We start from the raw sequence: 16,173 nt of genomic DNA, 5'->3' as shown, positions 1-16,173 counted from the left end.
GTTTCCTATCGGAAACTTTTTTCGTCTGCGACCATCAACCTGTCGTTTTCTGGCCTTCAATGCCGAGAAATCCCGGTCTAGATAGCGCCAACCCCTTTTGGAGAAACCCATGACCACGAGCCACCGCGACACCGGATTTTTCACCGAAAGCCTGTCCAGCCGCGACCCCGAGCTTTACGGCTCGATCGTCAACGAACTGGGCCGCCAGCGCGACGAGATCGAACTGATCGCCTCGGAAAACATCGTCTCGAAGGCGGTGATGGAGGCGCAGGGTTCGGTGATGACGAACAAATACGCCGAAGGCTATCCGGGCAAGCGCTATTACGGTGGTTGCGAGTTCGTCGATGTGGCGGAGAATCTGGCAATTGCGCGGGCCTGCGCGCTGTTTGGCGTGGCCTTTGCCAATGTGCAGCCGAATTCGGGGTCGCAGGCGAACCAAGGCGTGTTTCAGGCGCTGCTGAAGCCGGGCGACACCATTCTGGGGATGAACCTCGCCTCGGGCGGGCACCTGACGCATGGGGCGGCGCCGAACCAGTCGGGCAAGTGGTTCAACGCGGTGCAATATGGCGTGCGCAAGCAGGACAGCCGGATTGATTACGATGAGGTGGAGCGTCTGGCGGTTGAGTCGCAGCCCAAGCTGATCATCGCGGGCGGCTCGGCCGTGCCGCGTCAGATTGATTTCGCGAAGTTCCGGGCGATTGCCGACAAGGTGGGTGCTTATCTGATGGTGGATATGGCGCACTTTGCCGGACTGGTCGCCGGTGGCGCGCATCCCTCGCCGTTCCCCTATGCGGACGTGGCGACGACGACCACCCACAAGACGCTGCGCGGGCCGCGCGGTGGCATGATCCTGACGAACAACGAAGAGATCGCCAAGAAGGTCAACTCGGCCATCTTCCCGGGGATTCAGGGCGGGCCGCTGATGCATGTGATCGCGGCCAAGGCGGTGGCCTTTGGTGAGGCGCTGCGGCCGGAGTTCAAGGCCTATGCGGCGCAGGTCATCGTCAACGCGCAGGCGCTGGCGGATGAGCTGATGAAGGGCGGTCTGGATATCGTGACCGGGGGCACCGATACCCATGTGATGCTGGTGGATTTGCGTCCGAAGTCGGTGAAGGGCAACGCGACCGAGAAGGCCTTGGGGCGCGCCCATATCACCTGCAACAAGAACGGCATCCCGTTTGACCCGGAAAAGCCCACTGTCACCTCGGGCGTTCGTCTGGGCACGCCGGCGGGGACAACGCGTGGCTTTGGCGCGGCGGAGTTCCGGCAGATTGGCAAGTGGATCGTGGAAGTCGTCGACGGGCTGGCCGCCCATGGCGAAGAGGGCAATGCCGAGGTCGAGGCGGCGGTGAAGGCCAAGGTCGAGGCTTTGTGCCGGGCCTTCCCGATTTACCAAGGGCTGTGATCGGGCGGGGTGTCCTGCGGGGCACCCTGACATGGGCAAACGACAACAGGGGGTTGGCGCGGGGCGTCAACCCTTTTTGCGTGGCGGGACGTCAGATGAAGCCGCGCCAGTACAGGACGCCCACCACCAGCACCCCCACGACCAGAAGCGCGAAGGCGATGCGGGCACCGGCATCGAGGAGCAGAGCCATCCGCCGCTCGGACCTGTTCAGGCCGTTGAGGTGACGGACGCAGATGTCATAGGCGATGGCCACCGCCTCGTCATCAATCTGCATCAGCAGTTTGGGATTGTCGGCCATCTGGGTGGCTTGGACCAAAGCCTCGGCCGCGTCGCGCACTTTGCGGGGCAACTTGGAGCCGGCGCGCTTGATGCGGGCGTCCAGCGTCGGACCTGAGGCTTTCAGGCGTTGTTCCAACAGGGCAGAGACCCGGTCGGCCATTTGTTGAATGCTGACTTTGCTCATCTTCGCCTCAAAACTTGGGGTCTTTTACCCTTGGGCCTGCGCCAATTCAACGGATATGGCAGGGCGCGTGAATGCGGGGTAAAGGAAGGCCATGCTGAACACCATCCTTCATCCCGCCCGTGAAACAAAAGACAAGCCGACCCTGGTGATTGCGCATGGCCTGTTCGGGTCCGGACGCAACTGGGGGGTGATTGCGCGCAATCTGGCGGTGCGGCGCGATGTGGTGGCGGTGGACATGCGCAACCATGGCGGCAGTTTCCGGGCCGACACGCAAAGCTATGCCGATATGGCGGGCGATCTGGCCGAGGTGATGGAGTCGGTCGGCGGTGGCGATCTGCTTGGCCATTCGATGGGCGGCAAGGCTGCGATGCAACTGGCGCTGACGCATGGTGATCTGCTGCGGCGGCTGGTGGTGGCCGATATTGCGCCGGTGGCTTATGGGCATGACCAGAGCAAGCATATCGTGGCGATGCGTGGGCTGGACCTGACCGGGCTGACCAGCCGGATGGAGGCGGACAAGCGGCTGGCGGCCACGGTGGCGGAACCCAGTTTGCGGGCCTTCTTCCTGCAGTCGCTGGATTTGAAGGCCCAGCCGCCGGTCTGGCGGCTGAACCTTGACGTGCTGGAGGCCGAAATGGCGGGGATTGTCGGCTGGCCGGGAACCTCTGGGCGGTTCGAGGGGCCGGTGCTGTTTCTGACCGGGTCGGAAAGCCACTATGTGCGGTCTGAACATCGCGAGACGATCCGGGCGCTGTTTCCTGCCGCGCGCTTTGCCAAGCTGATCGGCGCGGGGCATTGGCTGCATGCGGACCGTCCCCGCGAGTTCGAAGAGACGGTCCGGGTGTTTCTGGACGCCTAGCCGGGCCAGACTTCAACCGGGTTTGCGCATCCGGTTCAAGAGGCCGTCTTTCAGGATGAAGTGGTGGTAGAAGGCCGCCACGACGTGCAGGCCGATCACCGCCCACAGCAGCGCCTTCAGGATGCCGCCATGCAACTCGCCCAGGGCGGTGACGCCGCCGTAGAAGGCCAGCAGGCCGGTGACCGGCAGGGCAATCATCAGGACATAAAGAAGGACATGGCCGGCATCGCCCGCCCGCTTGAGCGCCACGGATTCGCCGGCAGGCGCCTCGGGCACGCCGCGGGTGAAGCGCAGGATCAGCCGCCACGCCACCAGCACCAGCACCGCCACGCCGGCGATGATGTGGAGCCAAGCGCCGGTGGTGGTGGGGGTCGGGCCATTCTGACGGATCTGCCGCCACAGGTGGGACATGTCGTCGCTGAGGATCAGGTTGAACAGAATCAGGGCGGCGACGGCCCAGTGCAGCGCGATTTGCGTGAGGGAAAAGCCTTTGACCATGGGAGTCTCCAGAGGGGTTTTGCTGTTAACGCCAGAAGTCCATGGTTCCGTCGGCTACGACAAGACTTTTCTGCCGTGCAGCAGAAATTGCGGGGCCGCAGCAACGGCCCCGCAGTTGGATCAGACCTTCAGGCTGAGACCGCCCTTGGCCGAGGATTGCTCCGCCCGGTCCAGCATCCGCTGCAGCATGGCGCCACGGGCGAAGTCCGGGTTGGCCTCGCCCTCGCCGCGGATGGCTGCGATGAAGCGTTCGTAGATCGTGCCCAGCACCGGGCAGGGGATGTCATGCCAGGTGGCGGTTTCCATATCCGCCGCAAGGCAGGCGCGGAGTTTGGAGATGTTGCTTTCGTAGGTCACCTCCAGCCCGCCCTTGGTGCCGTAAAGCCGCAGGCGCAGGTCGTTGTGGTGGCCGGTGGCAAAACGGGTGGCGGCAACGGTGCCAAGGGCGCCGTTGGCAAGCGTCAGCTGCATGGTGGCGCTGTCGTTGGCATCCAGCGGGTACTCGCCGATCTGGTCGCCCGGGGCCTTGTGGAAGGTCGCCAGACGGGCCGAGATTTCATCGACGGGTTGGCCCGCGATGAAGGTGGCGAAGTCGAGGATATGGATGCCGACATCGCCCAGAACACCCTTGGAGCCGTGCTTGGTCGACAGACGCCAGAGCCATTTCTGTTCCTTGTCCCAGTGGCCCCAAGCCGGTTGGGTCAGCCAGGATTGCAGGTAGGAGGCCTCGAAATGGCGGACCTCGCCGATGGCGCCGTCGCGCACCATCTTGGCGGCTTGCTGAAGGGCGGCACCATTGCGGTAGCTGAGGTTGACCATGTTGACGACGCCGGCCTTGGCGGCGGCCGCCGCCATCTCATCGGCTTGCGCTTCCGAGGTGGCGAGGGGCTTTTCGCACAGGATGTGCTTGCCCGCCGCCAGCACCGGCAGGGTGGTGGCGTAGTGGGCGGCATCAGGCGTCACGTTGGTGACGGCGTCGAATTCGCCCCAGGCGATGGCCTCGCCGATCGAGGCGAAGCCGTGCGGGATCTTGTGGGTGTCGCAGAAGGTTTTCAGCTGTTCGGGCCGGGTGTCGATGCCGGCGACAACCGAGACGCCCTCGATCTTGGCGAAGTTCTCGGCATGGTTGGCGGCCATGCCACCGGTGCCGAGGATCAGGATACGGACGGGCTTCTTCATTACCGGAACCCCTCTTCGCCGGCGTGGTGCAGGCGGGGGCCGCGTTCGACCAGCGGCTCCAAAGCGATATCAATCGAGGTGTTGGGCGCGGCGTTGGGGTTGGCGATGCGCTGCATGGGGTTATGGGCCCATTTGACCGCGTTGGAGATGACCTTCTGCACGTTGGCGTCGTGATAGGTCGGGTAGGTTTCATGGCCGGGGCGGAAGTAGAAGATATTGCCAGCACCACGACGGTAGGTCAGGCCCGAACGGAAGACCTCGCCGCCCTGGAACCAGGAGATGAACACGGTTTCAAGGGGTTCCGGCACGCCAAAGGGCTCGCCATACATCTCCTCGGTTTCCAGTTCGAAATGGTCCGGCAGGCCTTGCGCGATCGGGTGCTGGCGGGAGGTGACCCAGAGGCGTTCGCGTTCGCCGGCTTCGCGCCAGGTCAGGTTGCAGGGGGCGCCCATCAGGCGCTTGAAGGGCTTGGCGAAGTGGGCGGAGTGCAGGAAGATGATGCCCATGCCGCCCCAGACGGCGTCGGTGACACGCTCGACGATCTTGTCATCGACCTGGCCGTGCGCGGCATGGCCCCACCAGATCAGCACGTCGGTGGCGGCGAGCTTCTCGGGCGTCAGGCCGTGTTCGTAGTCTTGCAGGGTGACGGTCGTGGCCTTGAAGCCGGGATCGCGGTTCAGGGCCTCGGCAATGGTGCCGTGCATGGTCTTGGGATAGACCTCGGCGACGACCTTGTTCTTCTGTTCATGGACGTTTTCGCCCCAGACGGTGACGCGGATTGGCATGATTTCCTCTTTCTTTGGGGCCTAGCCAAGAATGGCGAAGGCTTCGTGGGGGGCCAGCGTGAGGGGGCCGTTGAGGCTGACGCGGGCCGAATGGGTGGCGATCAGGCTTTCGCCCTGCAGGGTCAGGTTGGGGTCCAACGTGACGCTGTGGGCGGTGAAATTGGCAAGAACGACAAGGCATTGGCCCTGATGCTTGCGCAGATAGGCCAGGATCTGCGGGTGGTGTTCCATCAGCGGGGTGTAGCTGCCCTCGACGATGATCGGGTGGGTTTTGCGCAGGGCGGCAAGGGCCTTGTAAGTGGCAAAGACGCCATCGGGCTTGGCTTGGGCGCGTTCGGCATTGATCGTGGCATGGTTGGGGTTGACCGAAATCCACGGCGTGCCGCTGGTAAACCCGGCCTGCGGACCTGCAGTCCATTGCATCGGCGTGCGGGCGTTGTCGCGGCCGTTTTCGTTGGCCCCTTGGATGAAGGTGGCGGGGTCCATGCCTTTGGCGGTCTGGAGCGCGTAGAAATTCAGGGTTTCGACATCGCGGAATTGGCTGATGGCGGTGAAGGCGGCGTTGGTCATGCCGATCTCCTCGCCCTGATAGATGTAGGGGGTGCCCTTCATCAGGTGCAGCACGATGGCGAGCATTCTGGCGGAGGCTTCGGAGCCATCGCCGTATTTGGAAACGGCACGCGGCAGGTCGTGGTTGCCCCAGAAAAGCGAGTTCCAGCCGTCGTCCTGCAGGGCGGCCTGCCAGCGGTTGAAGACGCGCTTCAGGGCGACAAGATCAAAAGGCTTTGGCGCCCATTTGCCGATGACCGGGTCCCACTGTTGGGAGACGTGTTCGAATTGGAACACCATCGACAACTCGCCCGCGTCGCGGCCGGAGTAAAGCAGCGCGCCGGCGGGGGTGGCGCTCCACGCCTCGCCCACGGTCACCACGTTGCGACCGCGAAGGGTGGCTTCGTGCATCTCGCGGAGGAAGGGGTGCAGGTCGGGGGCGTCGGCGAAGATTTGGGCGTCGGGGTTCTTGCCGATCAGGTCGATGACATCCATCCGGAAGCCCGCGATGCCACGGTCCAGCCACCAGTTCATCATCTGGTGGATCGCCCGGCGCAGGGCGGGGTTTTGCCAGTTGAGGTCGGGTTGCTTCTTGTCAAAAAGGTGCAGGTAGTATTGGCCTGACGCACGGTCATAGTCCCATGCCGAACCGCCGAAATAGCTTTGCTGATCGTTGGGCGGCCCCCCGTTGACCGGGTCGCGCCAAATGTAGAAATCGCGGTAGGGCGCCTCGCGGCCCTGAAGGGCGGAGCGGAACCACAGGTGTTCGTCAGAGGAGTGGTTGACCACCAGATCCATCACGATGCCGATGTTGCGGGCCTTCGCTTCGGCAATCAGGCGGTCCATGTCGGCGAGGGTGCCGAACTCGGGTGAAATGTCCTGATAATCGGAAATGTCATAGCCGTTGTCGGCTTGAGGCGAGGAAAACACCGGGGAAAGCCAGATAAAGCCAATGCCGAGATCGGCGAGGTAGTCCAGTTTCGAGATAATGCCGGGGATGTCGCCGATGCCATCGCCGTTCGAGCAGGCGAAGGAGCGGGGATAAATCTGGTAGCCGGTGGCGGATTTCCACCAGTCGGGGTCTTGGGAATAGGGGGTCATGGGAAGCCCTTTCGGCAGGCCGAGGAGGCAAGCGGGCGCCCTGTCGGGCGCCCGGAAGGGTCAGCGCATCGGTTTGCCGTCCGCGTCGAAGCGGTGCAGCATCCCGGCCTTGGGCGAGAGGTGCAGCGTGGCGCCGAGGGCGACTTTCAGCTTGCCGTCCTGACGGACGATCAGCGGTTCATCCGAGCCGACTTCAACGAAGAGGTAGTTGTCCGAGCCGAGGTCTTCGGTGTGGATCACCTTGCCCTGCCACGTGCCACCCGACTGGACGAGGTCGATGTGTTCGGAGCGGATGCCCAAGGTGGTGCAGCCTTCGTCAGCAGCGAACTTGCCGGTCAGGAAGTTCATCTTCGGCGAGCCGATGAAGCCCGCGACGAACAGGGAGTTCGGGTTTTCGTAAAGCTCCGCCGGGGTGCCGACCTGCATCAGAAGACCGTCGCGCAGCACGGCGATGCGGTCTGCCAGTGTCATCGCCTCGACCTGGTCGTGGGTGACGTAGATCATCGTGACGTTGGACATCGAGTGGTGCAGCTTGGCGATTTCCAAACGGGTTTGGACGCGCAGGGCGGCGTCGAGGTTCGACAGCGGCTCGTCGAACAGGAACACGCGGGGGTCGCGCACGATGGCGCGGCCGATGGCCACCCGCTGGCGCTGACCGCCGGAGAGTTGCTTGGGCAGCCGGTCCAGCAGATGTTCGATCTGCAGGAGTTTGGCGGCGTCGCGGACGCGCTTGTCCATTTCGTCAGGCGAGGCTTTGGCCAGCTTCATCCCGAATGCCATGTTGTCATAGACGTTCATGTGCGGATACAGCGCGTAGGATTGGAACACCATCGCGATGCCGCGCTTGGACGGGATCAGGTTGTTGACCCTTTCGCCATCAAACATCATGTCGCCGGAGGTGATTTCCTCCAGCCCCGAGATCAGGCGCAGCAGGGTGGATTTGCCGCAGCCCGAGGGGCCGACAAACACCATGAACTCGCCCTTTTCGACGGTCAGGTCGATGCCTTTGATGACGTCGACCGCGCCGTAGGACTTCTTGACGTTCTTGAGTTGGATTTTTGCCATTTTGTCAGCCCTTCACGCCGCCCGCGGTCAGACCCGCGACGATCTTGCGTTGGAATATGAGAACGAGAACAACCAGCGGCACCGTCACCACGACGGAGGCCGCCATGATCGGACCCCACGGAATTTCCTGCACCGAGGCGCCCGACAGCATCGCGATGGCGACCGGCGTGGTGCGCTGATCCTCGGACAGGGTGAAGGTCAGCGCGAAGAGGAATTCGTTCCAGGCGCCGATGAAGGCCAGAAGGCCGGTTGTGACCAAGGCGGGCCACAAAAGCGGCAGGAAGACCTTGGTGATGATGATCCAGGGGGTGGCGCCGTCGACGATGGCGGCCTCTTCGATTTCCACCGGCAGATCGCGCATGAAGGTGGTCAGCACCCAGACGGTGAACGGCAGGGTGAAGACGGTGTAGCTGATGATCATCGCCCAGGGCGTGTTGAACAGGCCCAGGAACTTGATCATCTCGATCATGCCGGCCAGCACAGCGATCTGCGGGAACATCGAGACGGCGAGGATGGTCATCATCAACAGGCCCCTGCCGCGGAACCGCACCCGGCTGAGCGCATAGGACGCGGTGACGGCGAGGAAAAGGGCGAAGATCACCGTGGTGGAGGCGATGAAGACCGAGTTCAGCACCGAGCGCGGGAAGTTGCGGCCGTTCAGAACGGTGGCGTAGTTCGACCAGTCAAAGCCGGCCGGCAGGTAGTGAATCTCGAACAGCTGGGTGCCGGTGGCGAAGGAGGTCACGATGGCATAGTAGAACGGGAAGATCGCGTAGATCACGATCACCACGACGAAGGCGTAGAAGGCGACGTTCCAGAACTTTTGGCTAAGCGAGGCGTTCATCGGCCACCCTCCCCGGTCAGATCCACTTTGCCCAGCCAGATATAGAGGGCGACGAAAACGGCCAGAATGCCGAACAGCAGGGTCGATTGCGCCGACCCATAGGCGAACTTGTTGAAGTCGATCATGTTTTCGCGGGAAATCACCGACATGGTCTTGGTGGCGGCCGAGTTCGGGGTCAGCACGTAGACAAGGTCGAAGATGCGCAGGGCATCCAGCATGCGGAAGATCACGGCGACCATCAGCGCGGGGCGGATCAGCGGCAGGGTGATCTTGAAGAACACTTTCACCGGGTGGATGCCGTCGATGCGGGCCGCCTCGTAGATATCGCGCGGGACCATTTGCAGGCCGGCGAGGCACAGGAGCGCCATGAAGGGCGTGGTTTTCCAGATGTCGACCATCAGGACGGCGATCATCGCGGTGTCGGTGGTCGAGGTCCAGGCGATCTTGTGGTCGATCAGATGGACCCGCATCATCATGTCATTGATGATGCCGTATTGGTCGTTCAGCATCCAGGCCCACATCTTGGCCGAGACGATGGTGGGAATGGCCCACGGGATCAGGATGGCAGCGCGCACGAAGCCACGGCCCTTGAATTCGGCATTCAGAACCAGCGCCACGGCAAGGCCGAGCACGGTTTCGAAGATCACCGAGACGAGCGAGAATTTCACGGTGTTGTAGACGGCATTCCACCAGGCCGGGTCAACCAGCGTGCCCCTGTAGGACACCGCCCCCGAGGGCATGGTCACCACGCGGAAGTAGTTCCGGAACCAGATGAACTGGCCTCCGTAGAGGTCGTCGAGCGTGGTGTCGGTCATCGAGAAGTAAAAGGTGCGCAAAAGCGGCCAGGCGGCCACGCAGAACAGCGCAAACAGCATCGGCGCCAGAAACCAGAAAGCGGCACGGGCGCGCTGCTGTTGCAGCGACGGGCCCTGAGCCTGCCCTTGGTAGGTGTCAGGTGTTGACATTCTTCCCCCCTAAATTGACCCCGCAGGGAACGGCCCCTCTCCCGGAGACCGTTTGAACAAGAATGGGCGGCGGGGTCTCCCGCCGCCCATCTTTCAGGTTACGCCCAAGATGGGAGGGAGATTACCACTTATCGCCCTTCAGGTCAGTCAGGTCAGCTTCCAGCTTGGCGAGGTTGTCGGCGGCCGAGCCATTGCCCGACAGCGTGTCGTGGACGGCCGACCAGAACTTGGACGACACTTCGTTGTACTTGCCCAGGGTCGGGGCCGACGGACGCGGAACAGCGCTGAGGAACACGTTCTTCCACTGCGGGATGATCGGTTGCTTGGCGGCGATGTCCTTGTCGTCATAGAGCGACTGGATGGTGGGCAGGTTCGACTCGTTCAGGGCGCGCATCTTCTGCACTTCCGGACCAGCCAGCCACAGGGCCAGCGAGATCGCGGCGTCCTGGTGCTTGGAGTACTTGGACACCGCGAGGTTCCAGCCGCCCAGCGTTGCGGCCGAGGTGTCGCCTGCAGCGCCGACCGGCAAGGTCGTCACGTCAAACTTGCCGACGACCTTGGAGTCCTTGCCATTGCCCAGACCGTAGGCATAGGGCCAGTTGCGCATGAAGGCCGCGTTGCCGGCTTGCCAGACGCCACGGGCTTCTTCTTCCTGGTAGGACAGAACGCCCGCCGGCGAGATCGTGCCGACCCAGCCCTTGGCGGTTTCGATGGCCTTCACGGCCTTCGGGTTGTTGATCGAGATCGTGCCATCGGGCTCGACGATCTGACCGCCGCCGAAGGACTTGACCCATTCCAGCGCATCGCAGGTCAGGCCTTCATAGGCGTTGCCTTGCCAGACAAAGCCCCAGAAGTCCTTGTTGCCGGCGGCGCGTTCGCCATCCTGCACCTTCTGGGCCGCTGCGGTCAGGTCGTCCCAGGTCTTGGGAACGGCCACGCCGTATTTGTCCAAGAGGTCCTTGCGGTAGTACAGCGCCGGGGCGTCCGTGAAGAGCGGCAGCGCGACCAGCTTGCCGTTCACGGTTTGCGATTGCACGATCGAGGGGAATTCGGTCGGGATCAGGTCCTTGGCCGCTGCGGTCAGGTCAACGAAGTGCTCTGCCAGCTGCGGCGCCCAGATCACGTCGGTCTGGTACAGGTCGATGTCCGAGGTGCCCGCGGCCAGCCACAGACGGTACTGGGCGAACTGGTCCGAAGTGGACGCCGGCATCGGCACCAGCTTCACGGTGTTGCCGGTCTTGTCTTCCCACGGCTTGACGTAGGTATTGAAGTTGTCGACGGCGGCACCAACGGCGCCGGACACAACGGTGACTTCGTCAGCCAAAACCGGTGCGCCGAAAACAGCCATAATGGCGCCGACAGCCATCGCGCCAGCCCGATATCCAAAGGACATGGGTCTTCCTCCCTAATGATTGATATGCGCCTTACGCGCGAGCTCCCTTAAAACGTGGCGGCAGAGGTCTGTCTGTGCAGGCTTATCCGAAACGTTTCGGGTGGGTTATCGCATGATTTTTTTACAAGTCAACGATTCTCGCCTCAAAGCGCTTTCAAACTGGGGCTTCGGGTGGTGGACAGGCGCGACGGCAGGATGTTTTCCCAGCGACTTCAAAGCGCTTGTAACGCCCGGTTGCAGCGGGGTTCGGTGCGGCCCTTGGTCAGCCAAAGCGGCTTTGAATTGTCACCTGCGGCAAAAAGGCTGCAGACGGCGCAGGGTGGTTTTCTTGGCCCGGGAGCGGTGGCTTTCCGGCCGGATCGGGGCCGCAACACCCAGTCGGTTTGCCGCTTGAAACCCATTGTGCGCGGCCTTTCAATAACCTGGATCAGGCCGCATCGGCCCTTTCCGCCAAACTCTTTTGAGCGTGCGGGGTCCGGTTGGACATCGGGTCGCCTTGCGCCACGCTGTCATCTGACGGAACGGTGGCGCTGCCGATGCGAAAGGCCAGCACCACGGCATCGGCAGGGATTTCCTGCGGCATGAGGTGGCGATTTCCCGGGGCGTCGAGAAGGGTCATGGCGTCTGCGCGATGGCTTTGGCGTTTGTCAGCGTCAACGCCCGGTGCCAGTCGAACCCCGCCCCGGCAAGGCTTGATCGTGGCTTGCGGTGTCTGGAGGGGGCCGTCGAGATCGAAGATCGGGCAAGCCTGCCGGATCAGGCCTTGGCAACCGTGGCGACCAGGTCGGGCAATTCTGCGAACGCCGAAAAGGCGGCGCGGTGCGGCAGGTCCGCAACGGGCGTGGTTCGATAGCCTTCGGTGAACAGCAGCAGGGGCACCTTGGCGCGGCGGGCGGTTTCGGCATCGACCTCGCTGTCGCCAACATAGATCGCCGGGCCGCCCGCCCCCTCCATCGCGAAGGCGGCGAGAAGCGGTGCAGGATCGGGCTTGTGAACGGGCAGGCTGTCGCCCGCGATGATCGTGATGAACTGCCGCTTCAGATCCAGATGGTGCAGCAGGGCCATGGTCGGGCGCAGCGGCTTGTTGGTGCACAGACCCAGCGCATGACCTTGGGCCCGCAGCCGCGCAAGCGCCTCGGCCACGCCGGGGTACGGCACGGTCAAGGTCACCGCGTGTTCATAAAGCGCCAGATATTGCTTGAGCAAAGCCGCGTGGTCCTGATCGGGGATGCCGCGCGCCGCGCGCAGTTTGGTGACAAAGACCACCACGCCCTGACCGATGAAACTGCGCGCCTCGTCCAGCGTGATGGCGGGCAGGTCCCGCGCGGCCAGCACCTGATTGGCGATGCCGTGCAGGTCCGGGGCGCTGTCGACCAAGGTGCCATCCAGGTCAAAGACGATGCGGGCCATGGGTCAGAGTGCGGCTTGTGCTGCGGCGCGAATGGCGCGGATGTTGACGCCGTAAGGCCCGCTGTTGCTGACCGAGCCGCCCCGGAACACCGCCGAACCGGCCACCAGCACATCGCCCCCCGCCGCCGCCACCAAGGGCGCGGTGGCGGGATCCACCCCGCCGTCAATCTCGATGTGAATGGGCCGGTCTCCGATCATCTGGCGCAGGGTGCGAATTTTCGCCGTCATGTCGATGAACTTCTGTCCGCCAAAGCCGGGGTTCACCGTCATCACGCAGACCAGATCGACCATGTCCATCAGCTCTGCCACCGCAGAGGCCGGCGTGCCCGGGTTCAGCGCCACGCCCGCCTTGGCCCCGGCCCCCCGGATGGCTTGCAAGGTGCGGTGAATGTGCGGCCCCGCCTCGACATGGGCCGAGATCACGTCGGCACCCGCCTTGGCGAAGGCCTCGATATAGGGATCGACCGGGGCGATCATCAGGTGAACGTCCATGATCCCCTTGATGTGCGGCCGCAGGGCGGCGCAGGTTGCAGGCCCGAAGGTGATGTTGGGCACGAAATGCCCGTCCATCACGTCAACATGCACCCAATCGGCACCCTCGGCTTCAATAGCGCGGCATTCGGCGCCGAAGTTGGCGAAGTCGGCGGCAAGGATGGACGGGGCGATCTTGATGGAACGGTCAAAGGCCATCTGGGTTCTCCGGGCAAAGGGGGCTTGGCCTGCGGTGCCGCAGGCCAAGATAAAGGTCAAGCGGCGCGTTGATCCGCACCGCCTGACGCGAGGTCTGGTTGCGTGTCGACATCACCGGACAGGATTGCAGGGGCGCGGGCGAACTCCTTGTGGTTCTTGGCGAATTCTACCTGATCGGCACCGTCTTTCCAGCACTGTTCTGCCTGCTGCACAAAGGTTGGCCCGGATCCCGCCCCGTCAATGCGGCCAAAAGCCCCGCCACCCGACGCCCGTTTCAGGTCGGAATGGCCCGGGCTGGCAAAGACCCCCGCCATCCCAAGCGCCTTGAGCGCACCAGGGATCCGCTTTCAACGGTCGAGCCGCAGGCCGGTGTCATACCCGACTGCAGCCACCCAACATCCTTGATTTCGTGCGAATTGGTGGAGCAAAGGTCCGTCGAACCCTATTGTCAGAACGTTCCTGTACGTTCATTTTTTCCTTATATTTCATAGGTAGTTACAGATTTCTCTTTCCTTCCGTTTCCAGAATATTCTATGTTTTGGCGAGATATTCTTGGTATAAAAAATGGTATAGGAAAAATGGCCAGAGGGAACCTAACTGTCTCGAAAGTCGAAAAGGCCTCTACACCTGGGCGCTTCTCGGACGGCGGCTGTTTGTTCTTGGTTGTGACCAAGACCGGGTCCAAGCAATGGGTGGCACGAATCAACATCCATGGCCGCCAGTGTGACCTTGGGCTTGGTGGTGTGTCCTATGTCAGCCTTGAGGCGGCGCGGACTGAAGCCCTTCGCCTGCGCAAAATTGCGCGAAGTGGCGAAGACCCACGGGCCGACCGAAAAAAGGAAGTGGTGACCTTCGCCCAAGCCGCCGAACGGGTTCACGCTGCGCTGTTGCCAACTTGGCGCAACCCGCGTCATGCGGAGTCGTGGCTGTCCAGTGTGCAGACCTACGCCTGCAAGAGTTTCGGAACCCGCCCGATCCACACGGTTCGCACGGCAGACGTCCTCAAAGTCTTGTCGCCAATCTGGACCGAAAAGCATGAAACCGCGAATCGCCTGAAACAGCGTCTTGCCGCTATTTTCGACTGGGCCAAGGGGGCGGGCCACTACCCGCATGAAAACCCGATCAATGGGCTGAAGAAGGCCCTGCCCCCGGTGAAGCGGACGAAGGACCATCTGGACGCCCTGCCTTGGTCCGACCTCCCAGCCTTCATGGTTGAGGTTGCCAAGCGAGAAGGCGTCTCTGCCCGGTGTCTTGAGTTCATCATCTTGACCGCCGCCCGATCTGGCGAGGCACGCGGCGCGCAATGGTCGGAGATTGAGGGCGATGTGTGGACCGTGCCGGGCGACCGCATGAAGCGCGGCCTGCCCCACCGCGTGCCACTGTCGGCGCAGGCAAAGGCGGTTCTGGAAAAGGTGCGGGGGCTTGATGCTGACCTGATCTTTCCAAGCAGTCTGAAAGACGAGAAGGACAAACGCCGCATCATGTCCGACATGGTTTTCAAAGCCCTGTTCAAACGGATGGCACGCGAAGGCTTCACGACACACGGTTTCCGATCCACTTTCCGCGATTGGTGCGGGGAGGAGGCCGAGGCTGATCGAGAGGTGGCGGAGGCTGCTTTGTCGCATGCGGTTGGGAATGAAGTGGAAAGGGCTTACGCCCGATCCGACTTGTTTGATAGGATAACTGAATTGATGAGAGAATGGGGTGAATTCACAGCGGGTATTTCTAGGAATTAAGGGATTTAACATGTCAAAGTATTCGACCGAGGGAACGCTGAACCAAGTGCTGAGAAATCGACGCCTTGGGCAGCAATCAGTTGACCTGTTGACCAATCTATTTTCAGGCCCCGAAGAAGAAATCCGTGACCATGACTTGGTGCTAATTTCTGAATTCATCTCAAACTCGACGGAGGTGTTCAAACAGAATCTTTTGGTTAATGATGAACTCACTGTCAGGGAGAAGCAGGTGTTCACACACTGGCTTTGGCTGATGGAAAACCCGCATGAAATTTATGGAATTTTCCGGTATTTTGCGGATTGTGATGATGTGAATTTGTGCGCAAATCATGCATTTTCAGCTTTTTTAGGCAAAATTAACGGAAATAACCATTTTTTCATGACTAACAGAGGCGATGAATTTTCTCAAATTATCTGCGATATTGGCCTGCCCGAATTCGGGCGTGAAATGCCTGAAACAGCGGCGCAGACCTTATTGAAATTAATTGCTGTGGACTCCGAAAGCCGCAGATATGCCATGGTCTGGATTTCACACTATCTAACAAACGAATTGAAGCTATCTACGGGAATTTCCAATTTGATCATGTACCTTCTACTAAACCCGATACTCGCAAAAAAGCCGGGTCCGATAAAAAATGCCAACCGTTTGAGAAATTTTTCAATTCAAGTCGTTGCCTATCTGTTGCGAAGGAAATTTGATTTCCCTCTGGAGGAGAATGTGACTTCAAACGGCCAGACAATAAGCAAGATCGTTGCAACTGCGTTGAGCAATCATGGCGAAAGCATCACTCAAAGAGCAGTCCGTAAGGTTGTCAACGCACCGTGGGTGCGTTTTCCCGGCTTGGATATTGACGTAGGAAAAGTTCTGGCCGGATTTTTTCCTACGACTTGAGAGGAAAGATTCTCCAAGCAGGTGACACGAAATCAGTCAAAAGGAACCTGCTGAAATGTCTCTCCGTCCCTCTCTCCTCTCCGACAACCTCCGCCCCCAAGACGCCGCGCAATATCTGGGCGTGTCCGTTTCCATGCTGAACAAACTGCGCATGAAGCGGGTTCGCCATCAGGGGCCGAAGTTCGCAAAAGTCTGCGGTTGTGTCGTCTATCGCCGCGCCGATCTGGACGACTGGTTGGCACGCAATATCGTCGCCACCGCCTGACAGCCGCACTTGATCGGGGGGCATGGTCGCGTCTGGCTTGAGCCTGACCGCCTGCCCCACCCTCCTCTGAAAAT

General features: G+C 61.6%; 18 protein-coding genes. 5 read left to right on the top strand and 13 right to left on the bottom strand.

Annotation, left to right across the window (positions count from 1 at the left end; genetic code table 11):
- Nucleotides 1–109: 109 nt before the first annotated feature.
- Nucleotides 110–1,405, top strand: a complete 1,296-nt coding sequence (glyA, locus tag AC1Y2B_RS12390) for a serine hydroxymethyltransferase (protein ID WP_482253402.1) — start codon at nt 110–112, stop codon at nt 1,403–1,405.
- A 91-nt stretch (nt 1,406–1,496) separates the two neighbouring features.
- Here glyA and AC1Y2B_RS12385 read toward each other — a convergent pair whose 3' ends face one another.
- Entirely contained in the window at nt 1,497–1,868 is a 372-nt protein-coding gene (locus tag AC1Y2B_RS12385) for a hypothetical protein (RefSeq protein ID WP_482253401.1), read from the bottom strand.
- Between the two features lie 91 nt (nt 1,869–1,959).
- On the opposite strand from AC1Y2B_RS12385, the gene AC1Y2B_RS12380 reads away from it, so the two are divergent.
- A complete protein-coding gene (locus tag AC1Y2B_RS12380; protein ID WP_482253400.1) occupies nt 1,960–2,727 on the top strand; it encodes an alpha/beta fold hydrolase in 768 nt (255 codons plus the stop codon).
- A 12-nt stretch (nt 2,728–2,739) separates the two neighbouring features.
- On the opposite strand, the gene AC1Y2B_RS12375 is transcribed toward AC1Y2B_RS12380, so the two are convergent.
- From AC1Y2B_RS12375 to AC1Y2B_RS12320, 12 genes are all read right to left on the bottom strand, one after another.
- On the bottom strand, nt 2,740–3,225 hold the full coding sequence (locus AC1Y2B_RS12375; protein WP_482253399.1) for a cytochrome b: 486 nt from the start codon (nt 3,223–3,225) through the stop codon (nt 2,740–2,742).
- Between the two features lie 120 nt (nt 3,226–3,345).
- Nucleotides 3,346–4,404, bottom strand: a complete 1,059-nt coding sequence (locus AC1Y2B_RS12370) for a Gfo/Idh/MocA family protein (protein ID WP_482253398.1) — start codon at nt 4,402–4,404, stop codon at nt 3,346–3,348.
- Nucleotides 4,404–5,189, bottom strand: a complete 786-nt coding sequence (locus tag AC1Y2B_RS12365; protein ID WP_482253397.1) for a ThuA domain-containing protein — start codon at nt 5,187–5,189, stop codon at nt 4,404–4,406. The genes AC1Y2B_RS12370 and AC1Y2B_RS12365 overlap by 1 nt, the downstream gene beginning before the upstream one ends.
- Nucleotides 5,190–5,210: 21 nt before the next feature.
- Nucleotides 5,211–6,839 carry a glycoside hydrolase family 13 protein gene (locus AC1Y2B_RS12360; protein ID WP_482253396.1) on the bottom strand — a complete coding sequence of 543 codons (1,629 nt, stop codon included), beginning with the start codon at nt 6,837–6,839 and terminating at the stop codon, nt 5,211–5,213.
- Between the two features lie 60 nt (nt 6,840–6,899).
- Complete coding sequence (locus AC1Y2B_RS12355; RefSeq protein ID WP_482253395.1) at nt 6,900–7,904, bottom strand: ABC transporter ATP-binding protein; 1,005 nt, start codon at nt 7,902–7,904, stop codon at nt 6,900–6,902.
- 4 nt (nt 7,905–7,908) lie between these two features.
- Nucleotides 7,909–8,748, bottom strand: coding sequence for a carbohydrate ABC transporter permease (locus tag AC1Y2B_RS12350; RefSeq protein WP_482253394.1), 840 nt, complete (start codon nt 8,746–8,748; stop codon nt 7,909–7,911).
- Nucleotides 8,745–9,713: a carbohydrate ABC transporter permease gene (locus AC1Y2B_RS12345; RefSeq protein ID WP_482253393.1), complete on the bottom strand. Its 969-nt coding sequence runs from the start codon at nt 9,711–9,713 to the stop codon at nt 8,745–8,747. Before AC1Y2B_RS12345 ends, AC1Y2B_RS12350 begins: the two co-directional genes overlap by 4 nt.
- A 121-nt stretch (nt 9,714–9,834) precedes the next feature.
- Nucleotides 9,835–11,106 carry an ABC transporter substrate-binding protein gene (locus tag AC1Y2B_RS12340; protein ID WP_482253392.1) on the bottom strand — a complete coding sequence of 424 codons (1,272 nt, stop codon included), beginning with the start codon at nt 11,104–11,106 and terminating at the stop codon, nt 9,835–9,837.
- Between the two features lie 427 nt (nt 11,107–11,533).
- Nucleotides 11,534–11,725: a hypothetical protein gene (locus tag AC1Y2B_RS12335; protein ID WP_482253391.1), complete on the bottom strand. Its 192-nt coding sequence runs from the start codon at nt 11,723–11,725 to the stop codon at nt 11,534–11,536.
- Nucleotides 11,726–11,862: 137 nt separating this feature from the next.
- Nucleotides 11,863–12,516 carry a phosphoglycolate phosphatase gene (gene gph / locus AC1Y2B_RS12330; protein WP_482253390.1) on the bottom strand — a complete coding sequence of 218 codons (654 nt, stop codon included), beginning with the start codon at nt 12,514–12,516 and terminating at the stop codon, nt 11,863–11,865.
- A 3-nt stretch (nt 12,517–12,519) separates the two neighbouring features.
- On the bottom strand, nt 12,520–13,206 hold the full coding sequence (gene rpe, locus AC1Y2B_RS12325) for a ribulose-phosphate 3-epimerase (RefSeq protein ID WP_482253389.1): 687 nt from the start codon (nt 13,204–13,206) through the stop codon (nt 12,520–12,522).
- 56 nt (nt 13,207–13,262) lie between these two features.
- Nucleotides 13,263–13,547 (bottom strand): RuBisCO large subunit C-terminal-like domain-containing protein, encoded by a 285-nt coding sequence (locus AC1Y2B_RS12320; protein WP_482253422.1) that lies wholly within the window; start codon nt 13,545–13,547, stop codon nt 13,263–13,265.
- A gap of 192 nt (nt 13,548–13,739) precedes the next feature.
- Between AC1Y2B_RS12320 and AC1Y2B_RS12315 the strand changes: the two genes are divergently transcribed.
- From AC1Y2B_RS12315 to AC1Y2B_RS12305, 3 genes are read left to right on the top strand one after another with little or no spacing between them, the layout of a single operon-like run.
- On the top strand, nt 13,740–14,942 hold the full coding sequence (locus AC1Y2B_RS12315; RefSeq protein WP_482253388.1) for a tyrosine-type recombinase/integrase: 1,203 nt from the start codon (nt 13,740–13,742) through the stop codon (nt 14,940–14,942).
- A 10-nt stretch (nt 14,943–14,952) separates the two neighbouring features.
- Nucleotides 14,953–15,834 carry a hypothetical protein gene (locus AC1Y2B_RS12310; protein ID WP_482253387.1) on the top strand — a complete coding sequence of 294 codons (882 nt, stop codon included), beginning with the start codon at nt 14,953–14,955 and terminating at the stop codon, nt 15,832–15,834.
- A gap of 55 nt (nt 15,835–15,889) precedes the next feature.
- On the top strand, nt 15,890–16,099 hold the full coding sequence (locus tag AC1Y2B_RS12305; RefSeq protein WP_482253386.1) for a helix-turn-helix domain-containing protein: 210 nt from the start codon (nt 15,890–15,892) through the stop codon (nt 16,097–16,099).
- The last annotated feature ends 74 nt before the right edge of the window (nt 16,100–16,173 follow it).

This window comes from Stagnihabitans sp., assembly GCF_964946895.1.
The sequence above is the reverse complement of the archived record's forward strand: the minus strand, read 5'-3'. Positions and strand labels throughout refer to the sequence as shown.

Bases quoted from the DNA above. Each gene is read 5' to 3' on its own strand.
- AC1Y2B_RS12370 (WP_482253398.1), bottom strand. From the start codon at position 4,404: ATGAAGAAGCCCGTCCGTATCCTGATCCTCGGCACCGGTGGCATGGCC.
- AC1Y2B_RS12345 (WP_482253393.1), bottom strand. From the start codon at position 9,713: ATGTCAACACCTGACACCTACCAAGGGCAGGCTCAGGGCCCGTCGCTG.
- AC1Y2B_RS12355 (WP_482253395.1), bottom strand. From the start codon at position 7,904: ATGGCAAAAATCCAACTCAAGAACGTCAAGAAGTCCTACGGCGCGGTC.
- gph (WP_482253390.1), bottom strand. From the start codon at position 12,516: ATGGCCCGCATCGTCTTTGACCTGGATGGCACCTTGGTCGACAGCGCC.
- AC1Y2B_RS12365 (WP_482253397.1), bottom strand. From the start codon at position 5,189: ATGCCAATCCGCGTCACCGTCTGGGGCGAAAACGTCCATGAACAGAAG.
- AC1Y2B_RS12315 (WP_482253388.1), top strand. From the start codon at position 13,740: ATGTTTTGGCGAGATATTCTTGGTATAAAAAATGGTATAGGAAAAATG.
- AC1Y2B_RS12335 (WP_482253391.1), bottom strand. From the start codon at position 11,725: ATGACCCTTCTCGACGCCCCGGGAAATCGCCACCTCATGCCGCAGGAA.
- AC1Y2B_RS12305 (WP_482253386.1), top strand. From the start codon at position 15,890: ATGTCTCTCCGTCCCTCTCTCCTCTCCGACAACCTCCGCCCCCAAGAC.
- AC1Y2B_RS12375 (WP_482253399.1), bottom strand. From the start codon at position 3,225: ATGGTCAAAGGCTTTTCCCTCACGCAAATCGCGCTGCACTGGGCCGTC.
- rpe (WP_482253389.1), bottom strand. From the start codon at position 13,206: ATGGCCTTTGACCGTTCCATCAAGATCGCCCCGTCCATCCTTGCCGCC.
- AC1Y2B_RS12360 (WP_482253396.1), bottom strand. From the start codon at position 6,839: ATGACCCCCTATTCCCAAGACCCCGACTGGTGGAAATCCGCCACCGGC.
- AC1Y2B_RS12385 (WP_482253401.1), bottom strand. From the start codon at position 1,868: ATGAGCAAAGTCAGCATTCAACAAATGGCCGACCGGGTCTCTGCCCTG.
- glyA (WP_482253402.1), top strand. From the start codon at position 110: ATGACCACGAGCCACCGCGACACCGGATTTTTCACCGAAAGCCTGTCC.
- AC1Y2B_RS12310 (WP_482253387.1), top strand. From the start codon at position 14,953: ATGTCAAAGTATTCGACCGAGGGAACGCTGAACCAAGTGCTGAGAAAT.
- AC1Y2B_RS12350 (WP_482253394.1), bottom strand. From the start codon at position 8,748: ATGAACGCCTCGCTTAGCCAAAAGTTCTGGAACGTCGCCTTCTACGCC.
- AC1Y2B_RS12380 (WP_482253400.1), top strand. From the start codon at position 1,960: ATGCTGAACACCATCCTTCATCCCGCCCGTGAAACAAAAGACAAGCCG.
- AC1Y2B_RS12340 (WP_482253392.1), bottom strand. From the start codon at position 11,106: ATGTCCTTTGGATATCGGGCTGGCGCGATGGCTGTCGGCGCCATTATG.